The sequence below is a fragment of the Micromonospora sp. NPDC005299 genome (assembly GCF_042872345.1).
Lineage (GTDB): Bacteria > Actinomycetota > Actinomycetes > Mycobacteriales > Micromonosporaceae > Micromonospora.
The window spans coordinates 64,158-80,966 of sequence record NZ_JBIAKG010000011.1; the positions used below are offsets into that span (position 1 = coordinate 64,158).

At 69.2% G+C, this 16,809-nt stretch carries 9 protein-coding genes; 3 read left to right on the forward strand and 6 right to left on the reverse strand.

Annotation, left to right across the window (positions count from 1 at the left end; genetic code table 11):
• Window positions 1-121 precede the first annotated feature (121 nt).
• Window positions 122-2,326, forward strand: a complete 2,205-nt coding sequence (locus ACFYPD_RS26620; protein ID WP_387118924.1) for a hypothetical protein — start codon at window positions 122-124, stop codon at window positions 2,324-2,326.
• A gap of 35 nt (window positions 2,327-2,361) precedes the next feature.
• Here the strand turns inward: ACFYPD_RS26620 and ACFYPD_RS26625 are convergent, their stop codons facing one another.
• The 5 genes from ACFYPD_RS26625 to ACFYPD_RS26645 all read right to left on the reverse strand — a co-directional run bounded on the left by ACFYPD_RS26625 (window position 2,362) and on the right by ACFYPD_RS26645 (window position 8,923).
• The gene (locus tag ACFYPD_RS26625) at window positions 2,362-2,976 is read right to left on the reverse strand and encodes a hypothetical protein (RefSeq protein ID WP_387118927.1); all 615 of its coding nucleotides are present in this window, start codon (window positions 2,974-2,976) and stop codon (window positions 2,362-2,364) included.
• Window positions 2,973-3,698 (reverse strand): PD-(D/E)XK nuclease family protein, encoded by a 726-nt coding sequence (locus tag ACFYPD_RS26630; RefSeq protein ID WP_387118930.1) that lies wholly within the window; start codon window positions 3,696-3,698, stop codon window positions 2,973-2,975. Before ACFYPD_RS26630 ends, ACFYPD_RS26625 begins: the two co-directional genes overlap by 4 nt.
• The gene (locus tag ACFYPD_RS26635; protein WP_387118933.1) at window positions 3,691-4,473 is read right to left on the reverse strand and encodes a DUF429 domain-containing protein; all 783 of its coding nucleotides are present in this window, start codon (window positions 4,471-4,473) and stop codon (window positions 3,691-3,693) included. The genes ACFYPD_RS26630 and ACFYPD_RS26635 overlap by 8 nt, the downstream gene beginning before the upstream one ends.
• 281 nt (window positions 4,474-4,754) lie before the next feature.
• Window positions 4,755-7,385: a hypothetical protein gene (locus ACFYPD_RS26640; protein ID WP_387118936.1), complete on the reverse strand. Its 2,631-nt coding sequence runs from the start codon at window positions 7,383-7,385 to the stop codon at window positions 4,755-4,757.
• Window positions 7,382-8,923, reverse strand: coding sequence for a hypothetical protein (locus ACFYPD_RS26645; RefSeq protein WP_387118939.1), 1,542 nt, complete (start codon window positions 8,921-8,923; stop codon window positions 7,382-7,384). The genes ACFYPD_RS26640 and ACFYPD_RS26645 overlap by 4 nt, the downstream gene beginning before the upstream one ends.
• A 251-nt stretch (window positions 8,924-9,174) precedes the next feature.
• On the opposite strand from ACFYPD_RS26645, the gene ACFYPD_RS26650 reads away from it, so the two are divergent.
• Complete coding sequence (locus tag ACFYPD_RS26650) at window positions 9,175-10,059, forward strand: hypothetical protein (protein WP_387118942.1); 885 nt, start codon at window positions 9,175-9,177, stop codon at window positions 10,057-10,059.
• 79 nt (window positions 10,060-10,138) lie between these two features.
• Here the strand turns inward: ACFYPD_RS26650 and ACFYPD_RS26655 are convergent, their stop codons facing one another.
• Entirely contained in the window at window positions 10,139-10,633 is a 495-nt protein-coding gene (locus ACFYPD_RS26655) for a hypothetical protein (protein WP_387118945.1), read from the reverse strand.
• Between the two features lie 119 nt (window positions 10,634-10,752).
• Here ACFYPD_RS26655 and ACFYPD_RS26660 point away from each other — a divergent pair, with 119 nt between their 5' ends.
• Window positions 10,753-16,752, forward strand: coding sequence for a DUF4011 domain-containing protein (locus ACFYPD_RS26660; RefSeq protein WP_387118947.1), 6,000 nt, complete (start codon window positions 10,753-10,755; stop codon window positions 16,750-16,752).
• Window positions 16,753-16,809 lie beyond the last annotated feature (57 nt).

Sequence of the window (16,809 nt, forward strand, 5' to 3'; positions counted from 1 at the left end):
TCATGTCGTCGGCAGAACCCGTCAGGATCGGTGTTGTCCAGCGGCGGTCGTCTTCGTACGCTCCTCGGCATGCTCACCTGCGGAACGGCTGGCCTGCTCAATGTTTGACTCGGGTATCGGCGTGCCGCCGGCGATCATGGCCGTGAAGGTAGGGCACTACAAGGGGCTGCAGGAGCAGTGGGTTCGTTGGTCGGATGGCATGGCGTTGTTCGGCGCCAACGGCGCCGGCAAGACGAACTTCCTGGAGGCGCTGGCAATCCTGATGGGAACGCGCGAGACGGTGCGGCTGGCGAGCAGACGACTCGCGGAGATAAGGCCAGGCGGCCTCGAGTTGCTTGTCCAAACCTCTGTCGACGAGCTGCCCTGGGCGCCCAATACGGCGCTCAACCCGGAGATGCAGCAGTTTGCTCGCGCCTTCGGCAAGGACTCAGGACGGTTGTCCCGCATCCCCTCGGACGCAGCCTGGTGGGAGGCCATCGGCATCCGCGACGGGACCGGCTTCCTCGACGCGCTCCGGCCGCTAATCCCGTCTCCCGCGGTCGCGGAGTACCTGAGCTCGCAGTGCGAGCGTCCGATCGTCCGCTACACGCTTCAGGACTTCGCAATCGAGCGGAGTGACGCCATCAGTAGACGCTTTACCCGCACCCTCGTCGGCGTCAGGACCGATCCTGCTGTGGTATTGGAGACGAAGGATGCCCTACGCCTGATTGCCGGCCGCATGGACCCGAGGCCGGCAGGACAGGGGTTCCCCGGCCACGTCGACCTGCTGTGCCTGCCAACCACGGACACATCACCCGCGCATCTGGAGTGGTTGCCGCGTCGTCGCGACTGGGATGAAATTGACGATCACGTCCTGACTGAGTTCCGTGCCGCCCTGAAGCCCGCCGCAGACATTGCCGAGAGTCTCGCCGTTCTTTTCGACGCCGTTGATATGGACACGGAACCCCACTGGTGGCTGCACTCGATCGCCGCCCGCCATGCCAACAGAGAGCTTGCAGTGACGGTGCCCAAGGTGAAGGTGGTCGCGCGCGGGGAAGGGGACGCGGACTTCGCCGTCACGGAGCGCGGTGGGCATCAGACTGACCACGGGCCACGTGGTGACGAGGACGCGCTGGAGCGACTCGCGGCAGGGCAGCGGCGGTGGCTGGACGAGGCCTTCGCCACTGCAGCTCGTGGCCTTGCCGAGTTCGCCCGGCGGGCGGCCTGGCAGGCCACAGTCCTGCGCGGCCTCGAACCGTCTGAGGTCGCACACGTCGTCACGCCGATCAACGACAGGGTTCGGCTAGCTCTGGCAGGATTCGAAGTCTGGACCAGCGAAGCGCTGGATCAGCTCGTCGACGCCGTCGAGACAACTTTGACTGCAGCCGCTCGGCGCGAGCTGCTGCAGTGGGAGGATGAGGGGAAGCGAGCGATCTGGGAAGCCGCGCGCAACCTCTCTAATCTTCAGCCGCAACTGACCGTCCGGGTGTTCGATGAGCCCGAAGCTCACCTGCATCCGCGGGCGCAACGCTCCGCCGCACGGGCACTGAACCAACTACGCTCAGCGAGCCAGAACATCGTCTTCGCTTCCCATAGCCCTCATTTCCTGGAACTGGCCTCCTGGCAAGTCATCCATGTCGAGCGGGGGCGCCGAGGAACGACCGTGTCGCCACTCTCATCAGCTGATCTCCACGTAGGTTCAGTCTTCGCCCGCGACTTGGGGCTCACTCGTGGAGAACTGTTCACGGCGATCTCGCTCCTGCTTATCGTGGAAGGAGAGCACGACCAACTGGTCCTGCAATCCCTCTACCATGAACGTCTGCACCGAGCCGGTGTCGCCATCGCGCGAATGGGAGGCACCAACAATCTGATCAACGTGCCGCAACTAGACTTCATCAAGCAGCACCTGGACATCCCCCTTGCGGTACTACTCGACTACACCCGCCTCGACGAGGTCGACAAGGGGGTTCCGGATGGGCGGCTCCGACAGGAGGAGCGCAAGCTGCGAGAGTTGCGCGAACTGCACAAAGCCTGCCGGGGGCGGCAGCGGGCCATCAAGGAGTTCGCCCTCCAACGGCCAGACATCATCGCGTATCTCAACGAGGAGGCCATCCGAGGTGACGTACCGGACTTCCCTAGTTGGAGCTCGATCATCGAACAATTCGAGACCGCGCCTACCCGGCCTTCGTTCAAGACGTGGGTGCTGGAGGAGTACGGGGTGGACTTGACCACTACGGCTCGCATCAGCGGGCTGTTGGGGCGAATGACGGAGGCTGGTCTGCCGGCTCACCAGGATCTCGACGAGATGGTCAACGCCATCGTCGAGTTCACACTCGCACGCCGTTGACCCTCTCGACGGTCGTCTGTGCGGACTCCCCGGAGTCAGGTCTCGTCTCTGATGATCCGGTCGATGTGATCGGCTGCCACTTCCCAGCAGCGCCAAGCCGCGTCCCGAATCTGCCCTATCCAGGCCACCTCGTCGATGCCCGTTCCCTCAGGCAGGACCCACCGCCACACCGGAAAGGAATCGTCCTCCCGTTGCCACGGAGGCCCGCCGAGGTCGGAACGCATCCGCGGGGCGAGTCGGCTTAGCTCGGCGCTAACCGCTTGGTTACGGCGGCCGCGTTCACCGGCACGGACGCCGACGAACAGGGTCGTTTCACCGTGTTCGTCAATCACGTGCTTGCCCCACTCAATGACGATCGAGGCTGTTGCCTTGCCGCGGTCCATCCACCGGCGTCGGACGATGACGATTCGGGGCTTGCGCAGGTCATTTGCCTCAGCCCGCACCTCAATGTCGTCACCGTCGGCCAGTGATGACGCGTCGTTGGCGAGGACGTCGACCAGGTCCAGCAGGAGGTCGTGCAACGCCTGGTTTGCGTCCTCACGTAGCTGTGCCCACGTATCGATGGCCTGCTGATGATCCAGGTAGAAGCGGATCCGTGGGTCCCCGATCGGAGGTAGCTGGACTTCGGAAAGTTGCTTCTCGATCGTCACTGATGTCTCTTTCCGTAGAGCCGATGCAGTGTCTGTCGGTACTGGCTTACGGCGGTCGTGACCGTACGGCCGTCGATCGCAGAGTCGAGGGCTTCGAGGACCTTCCGCCATGACGCGCGGCGCCACGCGGCGATTGCCTCTTGGGTGTCGGCGGTTCGTGGTGGGCGGCCGGTTGGCGTGATGAACAGGAACCTGGCCTCCGGTGCGTCCTGCCAGTCCTCGAACAGGCGCTGGCACTGCTGATCCGACTCGGGAGCGTCGATCTTCACTTCCAGCACCAACGCCCAGGAATCGCTCTCCACGGCGACGTCGGCGCGAGACTGGCTGCACACGACTTCCGTCGTCACAGATACGGAGGCAGTGCTCTCGACCTCGCCGCCTGCGAGATGAAGAAGCCGAAGTAGGAGCCGGTCACCTAACCCATGATCGGCTTCGGGATCGCAAAGCCACGCCAAGGCGGCGCTGTGCGACAGCTCGCGCCGATGGACTCCGCAGATCGTCAACAGATCGAGCGGCTCGCGGCGCCAACGACCGGACTGCTCAGCCGCCTCCTGGCCGACGCGCATGGTGTCGAACAGGCGATCCCAGTCCTCGCTGTCGACCGACGGTCGGGACTTCGCCTGGATGTGCCGCTTCCATGCCTCACTGACCGCGGCGAACGCGGCAGGCCACGACGACGGGGAGTCGTCAGCGAAGGCGATCTCAGAAGTGCCGTCAGCCACGGACCATCCCATCACGACCTTGGACCGCCGTAGCGGGTGCGATGATCGTCGCCACCGGGGGTGGGGTCTCCGCGGGCGGCCCGAGGACCTGGCAGCGGGTGTGGCCGTGGCGGGCCCACAGCAGCGCCGTCCATGCACACAGCAGCGCATCAATGAGATCTTCGCGATGCTTATACGCCCGGTCGTTCAGCGGCGAGCCCTCCGTGATCAGCAGCCCTGTGACCGGATGCGACTCGAGGTGCAACGGCGGGTCGGCGCTGCGGAGCTTGTCCAACCGACGTACCAGGTCATCGCACGCCGCTGCCCGGGCAGGCCGCCAGTCCGCCACCGGCAACCGGCGCGGCTTGCGTTTGTAACAGGGTCGCTCTCCGTCACTCTCGTAGCCGAGCGCTGGGACGCCGACGAGCGTGGTGTACGGGTAACACTCGCTCACCACCCGGCCCCGAACCGGCGGGCCCTCGTGGCCTGCCTGGTAGGACCAGCCCCTGCTCACGAGAGCGTCGAGCAGCGCCACTCCCGCCTGGCGGGGCGATGCTCTGTTTGTGGAGTTCGCGCTGACCTTCCATCGCCCGTACCGCTGCCCAACCTGTCGCTCACACAGCCGTTGCCCTGACGGGTTGGTGACGACCAACGGCGCGTCGACGAAGAGAAGCGCCAGGTCGTCGTGGGCGTGCTGGTCGATCCACTCGATGGTTGGGTCGATTCCCCGGGTCCACCCGGCGGCGAGGACGGTGCCGCCGTCATCGAGTGCGACGACGCCCGACTCGTTGGCCACTCTCCCAGCCCGATCCGCCCAAGCAAGATCTACTCCGAGGTAGCGCTTCGACGCCATGATCTACATCTATCGCAGTCGTAGCTGGTTGAGATCATCCGATCGGACCGACCCTCCGCATCACTCGACAAGGCTTTCACTGGACGCGATCGGCGCTGCCGACTGCACCGCCGACTCAGCTTCTCGACACCGAGCCAACGGTTCGCCAGTTGGGTGTGGAATAGTGCCCAGCTTCAGCCGGAGAGCGCGCCTCCTTAGGTGAGCACACCTAAGCCCTCGCCGGATTAGGTCGTCCTGAGCCGCAGAGTCAGGGCGACCAAATCGATCCCGAGCCTGGCGCTCAGCTCACGTACCTCCGACGGACTCGGAACCAGTGGACGGGTACGGGCCCCGGGCGGCGGCCCTGGACACCCGGCGGTGAGTGAGGCTGGCGTGCGGGTGCTTGAAAGCTCATAGAGCCGCCACATGGCCGTGCGCGAGTCTGCGAGGGCCATCGTCTGCCCGGCCGCGGCGATGAGCACCGCACGACCGGACCCTCTGGCCGCCACCACCACCTGATCGGCCACCCGTTGCAGCGCCGTCGCCACCAGTGCCGCCGCCCGAAACGCATTGCGGTGCTCTCCCTCGACCTGCCACACACCGTCGCGGCACTCGACTGTCACCCCGGCCTCGGCGAGAGCCGTCCGAGCCGCCGCGTAGGGATCGTGGCGCGACTCCCGGGCAAGAGTGATCGTGTCCCAGAGGGCTGCGCTGCTCACTACACGGGCGTAGGGCTGGGTCGCCGGCAGGAGGAGGTTTTCCGCGAGCTTGGGGTCCGCCTCCGCAACCCACTCGGCGGTGTCCCGCCACGCCGCCGTGGCGACAGTGTCCTCCGTCCGTCCGCCGTACAACTGGGCGTCGTGTCTCAGCGTTGCCATGGCGACCGCGAGCAGCGAGTACAGCCGATGGAAAGCTTCGGGTGGCAGCTCATCGCGAGTTTGGTCGTCGGGGACGAGTGACCCGGCCAGCCGCCGGAGGCCCTCCCGCCAGGTTTCCTCGTCCTGCCACACGCCGGCGGCGAGCAGGGTCAGGTAGAGGGCCGTGATGGTCATCCGCAGCGGCATCGGCGGCGCGGTAGAGCCGTCGTGCGATCTGGCCGGTGCCACCGCTGCTACCCAGCGCGCCGCGAAGCGACGGTAGCGATTGCGCTCGTCGGGTGGGACGGCAAATACAGCGGGCTTCCCGGCAGCCGCTTCGTCCTCCGTGACGTCTTCAAGGACCGACTCGTCCTCGCCGTCGGCGACCTCACCCTGGTCGGCGTCATCGATCGACCAAACGGTACTCGCGTCGGCTTCAGCCGCCTCGTTTCTCGGGAAGACGAGTCGCGACAGGTCCGGCCCAAGCAGCCGGTCACAGTCCTCGAGGAAGTCAGCCCACCGGTCGCTCGACCCGATTCGATCGTCCACCCTCCCGCCCGTGGTGTGCGGGACGTTCCGGGCAGCGGCGCCGACCTGGACCGTCAGACGCTCCAGGTCGGCGCTGAACCGCTGGGCGATCACCGGGTCAGTGAAGAGGTCGACCCGATCGTACGACCGCGGCAGCTGCGCTTCGTTGCTGGCATCCTGTCGGGGCCGGCAGCGCGACGTGTCGGTGACGAAGACGATGGCCGACTCCTGGCGTACGCCGTCAACGTCGACCACCGCGCGGACCGCGCCGCCGGTCAGCTCGGGAGCCAGGAAGCGGGTCGCCGCCAGCCCGGCGGGAACGGTGCCCACGCCGAGCCAAGTGCCGGGGACCGCGGACGGTGAGGTCTCGATGAGCACCGGCGCAGCCATGGTGGCGGCGAGTTCCACTAAGAGGGCGCCGTCGGCCAGTGCGCAACCCAGCAGCACCGGGCCCGGCCGACCGGTGTCCGCCGCCGATGCGGGCGGACTCGACACGAGCTTCCTGACCGCCGACCCGGGCTGCCGATCACCCGGGGGGAAGAGCGAGCCGTCCTGCGGTGCGAGGACTACCAGCTCGCAGTTGCCGCCGCCCGCAGTGCTGAGCAGCAGCGCGGACGCGGTCACGTTGGCGCTACCGGTCAGCCCGGCGTAGGCACCATCTGCCGTACACCACTCAATCAACTTGCCGTGCCGAACAGGCCCGCCGACCAACACCGTGAACTCCCGGTCCACGACGTTTTCGGTGGCCCGTACCAGCGCCGCGCCGTCGAAAATGCCGACGCCAGGCTGGACCGCGACACGTACGGACTCCGGCTTGGTGCGTCGGAGCAAGTCAGTGACCGCGCGGGCGGGCGGGTCGTAGAACGGCGCGGACAGGTGCAACGCCCGGACCGGCTCGGTGGGGACTTGCTCCAGCAGCGGACGTCGGAGGTTGCCGTAGGCGCGCATCTGCGACCACTGCTCGTCCAGCGTCGCCGGCCGCATACGCTCCGCCACCTGCCGCAGGGTGGCGGCGATCCAGGTGGCCACTCGAACGATGTCGGGCAACTCATGCAGCCAGTCCGCGACGTCAGCTATCAGCTGCGGTCCCTGCTGCCGGCTACCTCGGGCGACCGCCCACAGTTCCCTGTTGTATCCCCAACCGGACAGCGTCGGGTTGCCCGAGCCGATTGCCAGCCATACGTCCTCGTCGCCGAGGAGCACCACCAACTTCGGGTGGAACGCCCGTTTGCAGGCGGCATGCCCGTGCTGGTACGCCACCCCGGCCCGCCGAACGTCCACCGGGTCGTGCACGGCCTGACCGGCGTCACCGAGGATGGTGATCCGTGCGCCGAGCGCGCGGGCAGTCGGGATGGCGAACTTCTCCAGGAAGCCGAGGTCGACCGTGTACCCAGTAATGACTACCTCGCGCAGGCGGGCAGCATCGACGCGGTCCCGCCACTGCTCGAGCAGCGTCAGCGGCGACCGAAATGACCTCTCTACCCCGCTCATGCCGGCAGTCCCAACAGCCGCTGTCCCCATGGGGTCACCGGTTGGGCCGGGTCGCGGGTGAGCAGCCCAACCTGTGTTGCGATCCCAGCAAGCTGATTGATCCGCAGTCCGATGTTGCCGCTGCCCTCCGACGAGTCGGCGAAATAGGCGCCGTTGCGCTCGTGTAGCCGGCTGAACAGGGACATCGTCCCGTCCCGGTTGAAGGTCACCTTGCGCAACGCCACCCGCCGGGACTGTGCCAGCATGTCGTCGACGAGTCGTCGACCCAGCTCTGTGAGGGGGCGTTGATTGAACTCCCGGCGTAGTTGCGCCACCCAGGTCGGGTCAAGATAGGTGGGACGGCGACCTTTGAACGAGTAGAGCTCGAGCCCGGTCAGCGAGTCGAGTCGTCGCGCGCCTAACAACAGCAACGCCATGTCGGTGAGCACACCTGCCTTCTCCCGGAGCAGTTGGTCTTCAGCTGGCGCGGGATGTCCGGACGCGTCGACCACAGACGGCAGGCCGGCCTCGAACTCGGCGAGCGGCTGCTCGGGAAGCAGCTCGGTGATCCACTCATGAAGGTGCCCCCGGGAGGCCGTTCCCGCATCGCGGACCTGCTCCACCAGCGCGGCCCACAGGCGTCGCCACGCGCCGACCGAGTGACGACGCAGCACCACTCCACGCCATGCGGCGGTCTGCTGCTCGCCAGCGAGCAGCTGGTCATCCCGCGCCGCCGATCCGTACGCCACGGCGGCGGCGAAGGCCTCCAGCCAAGTGCTGGCCCCGGGGTTGAGCTGCCAGGCCCGGGCCAGAATGCGTAGGCTGGCCCGCCTCGTCACGTCGTTGCCGGTCCACGTGTGCGGGTCGTGGTGTCCCTTGACTGTCGCACTGAGCACCTCGCTCAGCGGCTCCAGGTCCGGCGTGCCCACCTCGTGTTGAAGGCTGAGCCGGCTGAGCGCGGGAGAGGGAAGTGCGAGTCCACCGCTCCGTTCGGTGGCCGTGATCAGCGGAGCGAAAAATTCGCTGACCGCAGGCGGACAGGAGTGCCGGCCGGCCCGCAACGCGCCTCCGTCAAGCGCTACCGTGCCGAGGGCCACGCTCGGGCCGTTGTACTGCGACCAGAAGCCCCAATTGCGCGGCGAGTACGAGCCTTTCCCGGAGGCGTCCGCGAGCGAGAACTCCGCCCCAGGCTCGGGCGCGAGCCGCAGGTACGCATCCACGCCGTGAGCCAGTCCCGGCGGTTCATCCGCGCTGTCGTTGGCGAGGGAAATGCGGGCCAGGCCCACCTCGGCACGACGGAGAAGCCGGCGGCAACCTTCCCGGTCCAGCCCGACGCGCTCCGCGTGGGCAGCAATGGCCCAGTAGAGGGTGTAGTAGCGGGCGTATCGGGTTACCGTCGAGACGCCGGGGACCAGCATGTCGACAGCCGACATCACTGGCGCCTCCACGGCCAGCGGGTAGCGGCCTGCGCGCGCCAGCAGACCTGGCTCGCACCAGTTCGGCCCCTCGATCTGAGACTGGCCGAAGGCTGCGGAAGCCTCGGGGGTGGAAAGCACCATGGTGGCGATTCTTGCGGGCGCAACGCGAACACAGAATGGTCCATTGGGGCCAAACGAGAATCATCCGGACCGCTTCAGGTGGCAAGCGTGCCTGTCCGGCCGCAGGGTCACACCACGTGCTCGCCGACAGTGCAAGGACGGTCCCTTGCAGCGCCTACTGCCGCCTAGTGAGGGTCGCGCTCCCGCCGCCCGCGCCGCTGACCCAACCAGACGATCCGTCATCTCAGCTGTCCGTTACGCCGAGTGCAGTCGTGAACATCACGCCGCTAACGTACCCAGCACGGGAGGTGGTGGGGATGGCCGCTCGGCATTGGGACGCCTGGTTTGAGAAGGAGCAGCTCGTCGTCCGGCGTCGCCGGTTGCTGCCGTGGTTAAAGGCGGACGTCAGGCGGATTCCGCTGGCCACGCTCCTCGACATCGGATCGCTCACCACAGCCGACCACGCGAAGCGTCGCGCGCGACTCACCGTTCAGGCCACGTCGGCATCGAACCTGACCGAGGTCATCCCGGTCAAGTTCACGCCGGAGCAGTGGGACCTTGCCGGCTGGTTCATGCGGGAACGGAACGCGGTACCGACCGTGCCGCCGCAACCTGGCGAGGAGCCGTCGTCGGGAGGGGTGGCCTCGCCCCGCCCGGTTGTCGACGTCCCGGCACAGTCGCAGCGACGGCCGCAGCCGACGGCCGCTCTGCAAGCGAATCTCTCGACCAAGCCGGCCTCGTCGCCGCCGACCAGACGAACCACCGCGTCGACAACTCCTGTGATGCGCGCGGGCGATGGCAGGCGGTCCGTGTGGCTGTGGCTCCAGAACGGGAAGATCCACGCCTCCCTCGTTCCGATAGGCAACGTTTCGCCGCGAAAGCTGAGCCCCGCCGATGTCGCCCATCTCCTGCTCGCTGACACGTCCCGGGCGATGCCAGCCATCCGTGCGTTGACGGGTGCCGCCGACAGCCACCAAGCTCTGGCTCGCTTACGGAGCTGGCGGAGGTCAGATCGGGTCGTCGTTAGCATGGACGCCTCCGACCTCGCCGGGAGGCGCGTCACTGAGGCCCTACAAAAGCCGGGCCGGAGCAACCCGGACGGCAGCGTTCGGACGGTGTCCGGCGGCCTTCCGAGCCTGAACAAGCGCCGTCGGTGAGGACGAGCCACGGAGACGCCGACCGCGCATGGGTAGCGGAGCCGGTCCTCGGAAGCGATGCCGGCGTCTCCGTGCTTGCTCAGGCAGTCACCGAGCCGAGGCCGAGGCCGTCGAGCAGGTTGATGAGTTCGTCGTCGCGGGTCGCCTCGTAGCCACGCTCGCGCAGCTCCGCGACCAGTTCAGCCTCGCCGTCGAGCGGAACCTGCAGGTACTCACCGTCGTGAACCGTGAGCACGACTTCGCCGTACCGGTCCTGCAGGTCCTGCGGCAGCACGCTTAACGCCCGCGCCGTGACCATCTCGGGCCAGCTCATCTCCACGACCGCACCCACCTCGGTGATGTCGAAGGGCTCGTCGTCGGCGTAGTCCTCCGGTTCGTAGCAGTCGGGGCCGGCGGGGTTCTCCAGGTGCGTCATCTGCACCTGTCGAGCCTCGCCCCAGGTACGGGCGGCGGCGAGCGCCCTGATCTCCGCGGCCTCCCCGGCGGCGGTGTCGGCGTCGACGAAGGCGAGGCAGTCGTGATTGGTGGCGTGGCCGTAGACCAGGCGCCGGGTGTTCGGGTGGTGCGTCGTCATGGCGCACATCCTGCCCGAGGGGTACGACAACCAAGATCGGCATACGGCCGGGGGAGGATCCACCGGACGGATGACCGTTAGGCTGGCCCTTCCTGGCCTCGCCACCTGGAGAAACCCTCATGTCCGACAGCGTCTTCGCGCAGTTCACCGCCGACGACGACCAGCTCGCCGTCGCGTTGCTCGTGCAGCCGGCGATCAACGCCGCCCTGGTGCACAACCGGGTACCGCTGGTCCGCCACCTCGCGCTGGTCAACCGCGCCACGGAACCGCTGGCGGACGTGACCCTGACGCTGGAGCTGCTCGGCCCCGACGGCGCGCTGATCGAGCCGTGGGCACGTACGCTCACCGCGCCGTTGCGGCCGGGCGCGAGCACCGGCTGGGACGACTTCCGGGACGTCACGCCCGACCGGGCGCTGCTCTACCGCACCGACGAGGCGTTCCCGGTCGACTACCGCCTCACCGTCGAGGCGGGTGACAAGGCGTTGACGCTGGTCGCCCCGTCACGAGTGCTGGCGCACAACGAGTGGTTCAACAGCCCGGCCCTCTACGACAGCCTGGCGGCCTTCGTGCAGCCGAACACCCGGGCGGTCGAGGCGGTCCTGCGATCGGCGGCGCAGCTCCTGCTCGCGCGGACCGGCTCCGGCTCGCTGCAGGGCTACCAGGAGGGGGCGGAGCGGGCCGCGCTGATCGCCGGCGCCGTGTACGAGGCGCTGCGCCAGCTCGAGATCACCTACCAGACCCTGCCGGCCTCGTTCGAGAACAGCGGCCAGAAGGTACGGACGACGGCCGCCGTCCTGGACGGGCGGCTCGGCAACTGCCTCGACCTCTCTGTCACCTACGCCGCGTGCCTGGAGGCGGCGGGGCTGCACCCGCTCATCTTCATCAGCGAGGGGCACGCCTTCGGCGGCTTCCTCCTCGAGGAGGAGCGGCTCGGGTCCGCGGCGGTGACCGAGACGAACCTGCTGATCTCGATGGTCGACTCGGGCCGGGCGGTGCCGGTCGAGCTGACCCGCGTCGGGCCCGGTGCGCAGTCGGCGACGTTCACCGAGGCGGTACGGGTCGGGCTCGGCCACTTCCGCGGGGAGGGTCACCGCCTGCAGGGCGTCGTCGACGTCCACCTCGCGCACCGCTCCGGGATCCGGCCACTGCCGTCGGCCGACGAGCTGGTCGCGCCCGCGCTGGTCGACGCCGAGACGACGCCCGACGCCGGCGCCTCCCTCGACCTCCCACCCGGTGTCGCCGCCGCGAAGCTGCGCCAGCTTTCCGACGAGGGCGACGAGGTGCCGCAGCCCTCCGACGGCTCCCCGGCGCGTATCCAACAGTGGCGGAAGTCCCTGCTCGACCTGAGCCTGCGCAACCCGCTGCTCAACCTGCCCAAGCGCGGCCGGGGCCTGGACCTTCACGTGCCGGCCGGCGCGCTCGCCCTGCTGGACGACCTCATCCATGACGGCCGCCAGGTGCAGGTCATCCCGCAGGACGACATCAGCCACGTGCACGAGCTGGCCGGCGCCCGCCGGGCGCAGGACCTCGACGCCGAGATCCTCACCCGGGAGCTGCGTACCGACCGGCGGGTCTACGGTGCCGTCACCGAGGCCCGCTACAAGACCGCCATGCGGGCGCTGCAGCGCGAGGCGCGCACGATGGAGCAGGAGACCGGCAGCAACTACCTCTACCTGACCATCGGCACCCTGGTGCACACCAAGACCACCGGGGGAGAGGCGTACGCGCCGCTGTTCCTCCTGCCGGTGCGCATCGAGGGCGGCAGCGGCCGCCGCCCGTACGCAATGGTCATCGATGGCACCGAGGTCGCCAGCCCCAACTACTGCCTCATCGAGTGGCTGCGCGTCAAGCACGGCGTGCGGATCCCGGAGCTGGAGCAGCCGGTCCTCGACGAGCACGGCATCGACATCGCGAAGACCCTCGCGGCGATCAACACCGGGCTGGTTGACAACCGGCTGAACTACCGCATCGACGAGACCGCCAGCCTGCGGCTGCTGCAGTTCTCCACCTTCCAGATGTGGCGAGACCTCGGCGACCACTGGCCCCGGTTCATGGAGAACCCCGTCGTCCGGCACCTGGTGGAATCCTCCGGCGCCACCTTCGACGACCCGGCCCGCCCGGACCAGGGCGCCGACGTCGCCGTGGACGAGGCGGAGCTGCACCTGCCGATCCCCGCCGACGGTTCCCAGATGCAGGCCATCGTCATGGCCGAGCGCGGCCAGTCCTTCGTGCTCGAAGGGCCGCCCGGCACCGGCAAGTCGCAGACCATCACCAATATGATCGCCCGCGCGGTCGCCGCCGGCCGGTCGGTGCTGTTCGTCGCCGAGAAGCAGGCCGCCCTCGAGGTGGTGAAGCGCCGCCTCAAGCAGATCGGTCTCGGACCGTTCGCGCTGGATCTGCACGGGCGCAAGCAGTCCCTTAACGCGATCCGACAGCAGCTGCGCGACGCCCTTGACCAGTACGACCTGGGCAGCGACGGCGACTGGACGGCCGTCGAGACGGCCTACCGGACGCGGCTCGCCCCGCTGGCGGAGTATCCGGCGCAGGTCCACACCGCCAACCCCGTCGGCATGTCGCTCTGGTCGGCCTACGAGCAGGTCCTCGCGTACGGGGACGGCCCGGCCGCCCCGGTTCCGGTGAGCTACCTGCACGCACCCGCTGAGGTGCGCGCCCAGGTGGAGACGACGCTGCGGGAGTTCCCGGCCGCCGCCCGCTCCGCGCGGGTCCGGCCCGAGCATCCCTGGGCGCTCAGCGGCTGCCGGACCCTCGACGGGCTGCACGGCGCGGCCGTCACCGAGATCGCCGCCGAGCTCGAACGGCTCCGCGCCGACCTTGCCGCCCACCCCCACCTGGTTGGGCTGCTGCGGACGCTGCCTACTCCGGAGACCGTCACCGAGCTGCAGGCCGGCGCCTGGCTCGCCGTACGCGGAATGTTGCCGGATAGGGAGACCACCTTGCGCGCCAGCGACCGGCGGTGGGACGAGGCGGCGGCCCGGCTCCAGGCGGAGATGGCTGCCTTCCACCAGGGCTTCGCCGGTGAGCTCGCCATCTTCCGGCCGGACGTGTTCGCCCGGCCCGAGCTGGCCGCGTGGCACGCCGAGGCGCAGGAGGCGGCGAAGAAGCTGCTCGGCAAGCGCAAGCGCCGGCAGGCCGTCGTCGACAAGCTGGCCGTGCACCTGGTCGCCGGCGCGGCGCTCGACGTCGAACGGGTCGAGGTGACCACCGGACGCCTGGTCGCCGCCCAGGCCCAGGCCGCCGCGCTGCACCAACACGCGGTCGCGCTCGGCGGCCTACGGATCCCGGCGTGGCAGCCCACGAACCCGGACGCACAGCAGCGGCTGGCAGAGGCGATCGAGGCCACCCGGGCCAGCCGCACCCTCCTGGCCCGGCACCCGCAGGCCTGGGAAATGTTCCAGCGCGGCGTGTCCGACGTCGACGCCACCCTCCTGGACCGGATCGCCTCCCGATGGCGGGCCTGGCGCGGAGTGCTGCGCTCCGCAGAGCCGGAGCTGGCCCTGTGGTCCGCCGGCTCGCACTGGGTCGACGCCTGGCAGCGGGACGGCGCGACCTGGCTGCACGACCTGCGCAGCGAGGAACTCTTCCCGCTGCGCCGCTGGGCCACCGTCCTCACCCACGCCGACGTGCTCGCCTCCGCCGGCCTCACCGACTACCGCGACCAGCTGCTGCGCGCCGACGTGAACGGACAGTTCGCCGAGGAGGCGTACCGGCGCGGGGTCGCCGCCGCCTCCCTCGGCGAGCGGGTACGGGCCGGCGGGCTGCAGTACTTCGACCCGGAACTGCACGACGACGAGATCGCCCAGTTCGAGACGGCCGCGGGTGAGCTGCGGTCGGCGCTGCCCGAGCGCCTACCCTCGGTGCTGGTCCGCCGCCGCCCGTTCAGCCCGACCGACCGGCGGGGCCGCTTCGCCGACTTCGCGGCGGAACTACGCCGCAAGCGCGGCGGCCGGTCCTTCCGGGAGCTGTTCGAGCAGTACCCCGACGCCGTGCTGGCGTTGACGCCGTGCGTGCTTGTCAGCCCCGCCTCGGCGGCGAACTTCCTGGCCCCGGGAAGCCAGCGCTTCGATCTGGTCATCTTCGACGAGGCGTCGCAGATCCGGGTCGCCGAGGCGATCGGCGCTATGGGGCGGGGCAGTGCCGTGGTGGTCGTCGGTGACTCCCGGCAGATGCCGCCGGCCAGCTTCATGCAGGCCAGCCACACCGTCGACGACGTCGACGAGGGCGACGGCCCGGTGCTGGAGGACCTGGAGAGCATCCTCAGCGAATCCGTCGAGTCGGGGCTGCCGCAGCGGTGGCTATCCTGGCACTACCGCAGCCACGACGAGTCGCTAATCGCCTTCTCCAACCGGTACTACTACGACAACAAGCTCTCCAGCCTCCCGTCGCCGGGGATGAGTACCTCCGGGGGCATCGCTTGGCGGCGGGTCGACGGCCGGTACGACCGGGGCGGCTCGCGGACCAACGACGTCGAGGCGCGGGCCGTCCTCGCCGACATCACCCGGCGTCTGCACGACCCGGCCACCGCCGGCCAGTCGATCGGCGCGGTCACCTTCAACATCCAGCAGCGGGACCTCATCCTCAACCTGCTGGAGGACAGCGCCGATCCGATCATCCGCGAGCAACTCTCCGGCACCGTCGCCGAGCCGATCTTCGTCAAGAACCTGGAGAACGTGCAGGGCGACGAGCGGGACGTCGTCCTGTTCTCCCTGGCCTTCTCCACCAACCCGGAGACCGGCCAGCTTCCGCTGAACTTCGGTCCGCTGAGCCAGGCCGGCGGTGAGCGGCGGCTCAACGTGGCAATCACCCGGGCCCGCCGGCAGGTGGTGCTCTTCTCCTCCTTCGACCCGTCAGACATCGACCTGTCCCGCACCTCGGCGGTCGGCACCCAGCACCTGCGGGCGTATTGCGAGATGGCCGCCGCCGGCGCCGACCGGCTGGGCGACCTGGCCACCGACCGGGCCGAGCGGCGCAGCCGCATCCGCGACGATGTGGCCGCCGCGCTGCGCGACCGCGGCCACGAGGTCCACACCTCACACGGCCTTTCCGACTTCACCGTGGACCTCGCCGTACGCCGGCCGGGCTCGGCCCGCTGGCAGGTGGCCGTCATGCTGGACGGTCCCGACTGGAGCGCCCGCCCGACGGTGGCCGACCGGGACCTGGCGCCCGCCCTGCTCCGGACGATCATGGGCTGGCCGGAGGTGGTGCGGTTCTGGCTGCCGGCGTGGATCCACGACCGGTCCGCGCTGCTCGGCCGCGTCGACGACGCCATCGCGAAGGCCGACGCTCCAGAGCCGCCCGCGCCGGGGGAGGCCGTCGCGCCCCACGGTACGGTCGAGCTCCCGTCGCCCCGCGCTGCCGAGGACGTCGAGCAGGTCCACCTGGTCGAGCTGTCGGGTCCACGCGTTGCGGAGGACACCGAGCCCGCCACGGGAGTAGCGCCGGCACCTGTCACGGGCCTCGCCACCGCATCCGCGCCGGCCCCCGCCGCGAGCGCGCCGCCGGCGACGACCGGCGCCATCGAAGTCAGCCCCTTCATCCCGTACGCCCCGACGCCGCTCGGCGACCAGAGCGACCTCGACCTGCTCTCCACCGACCAGAGGGTGCGCGGGCTCGTTCGGGAGGCGCTGCGGGAGATTACCGCGGCGGAGGGCCCGGTCGAACAGCACCGGCTCGCCCGCCTGGCCCTGGCCCGCTTCGGCTTCCTGCGGACCCGGGAGGACCGGCGCCTCGCCGTGCTCGCGCTCGTCGACGCCCGCCGGCTGTATGACCACCCTACCGTCGGGCGGTACGCCTGGCCCGAGGGGACGGATCCGCAGACCTACCGCGCGTACCGCGTCACCCAGGCGAGCAACGACCGGGCGTTCGAGGAGGTGCCGCCCGAGGAGGTCGCCAACGCGTTCGTTGGCGTTCTGGAGAGCGTGCCGAGCATGGACGAGGAGCGCCTGCTGCGCGCGGGGCTGGAGCGCCTCGGCTACCGGCGGCGCACCGACAAGATCGACAAACTGCTCCGGTACGGCTTGCACGTCGCGGTGACCAGCGGTCGAGTCCGGTTCGACCAAGAGGGCCATCTGACCCTGGGTCGACATGAGTCATCGACGTGACCGTGCCTGGGGGAAGCCCGGGCCGGCTACGCTGGCGACTTTCGCTTGTCTCATGGT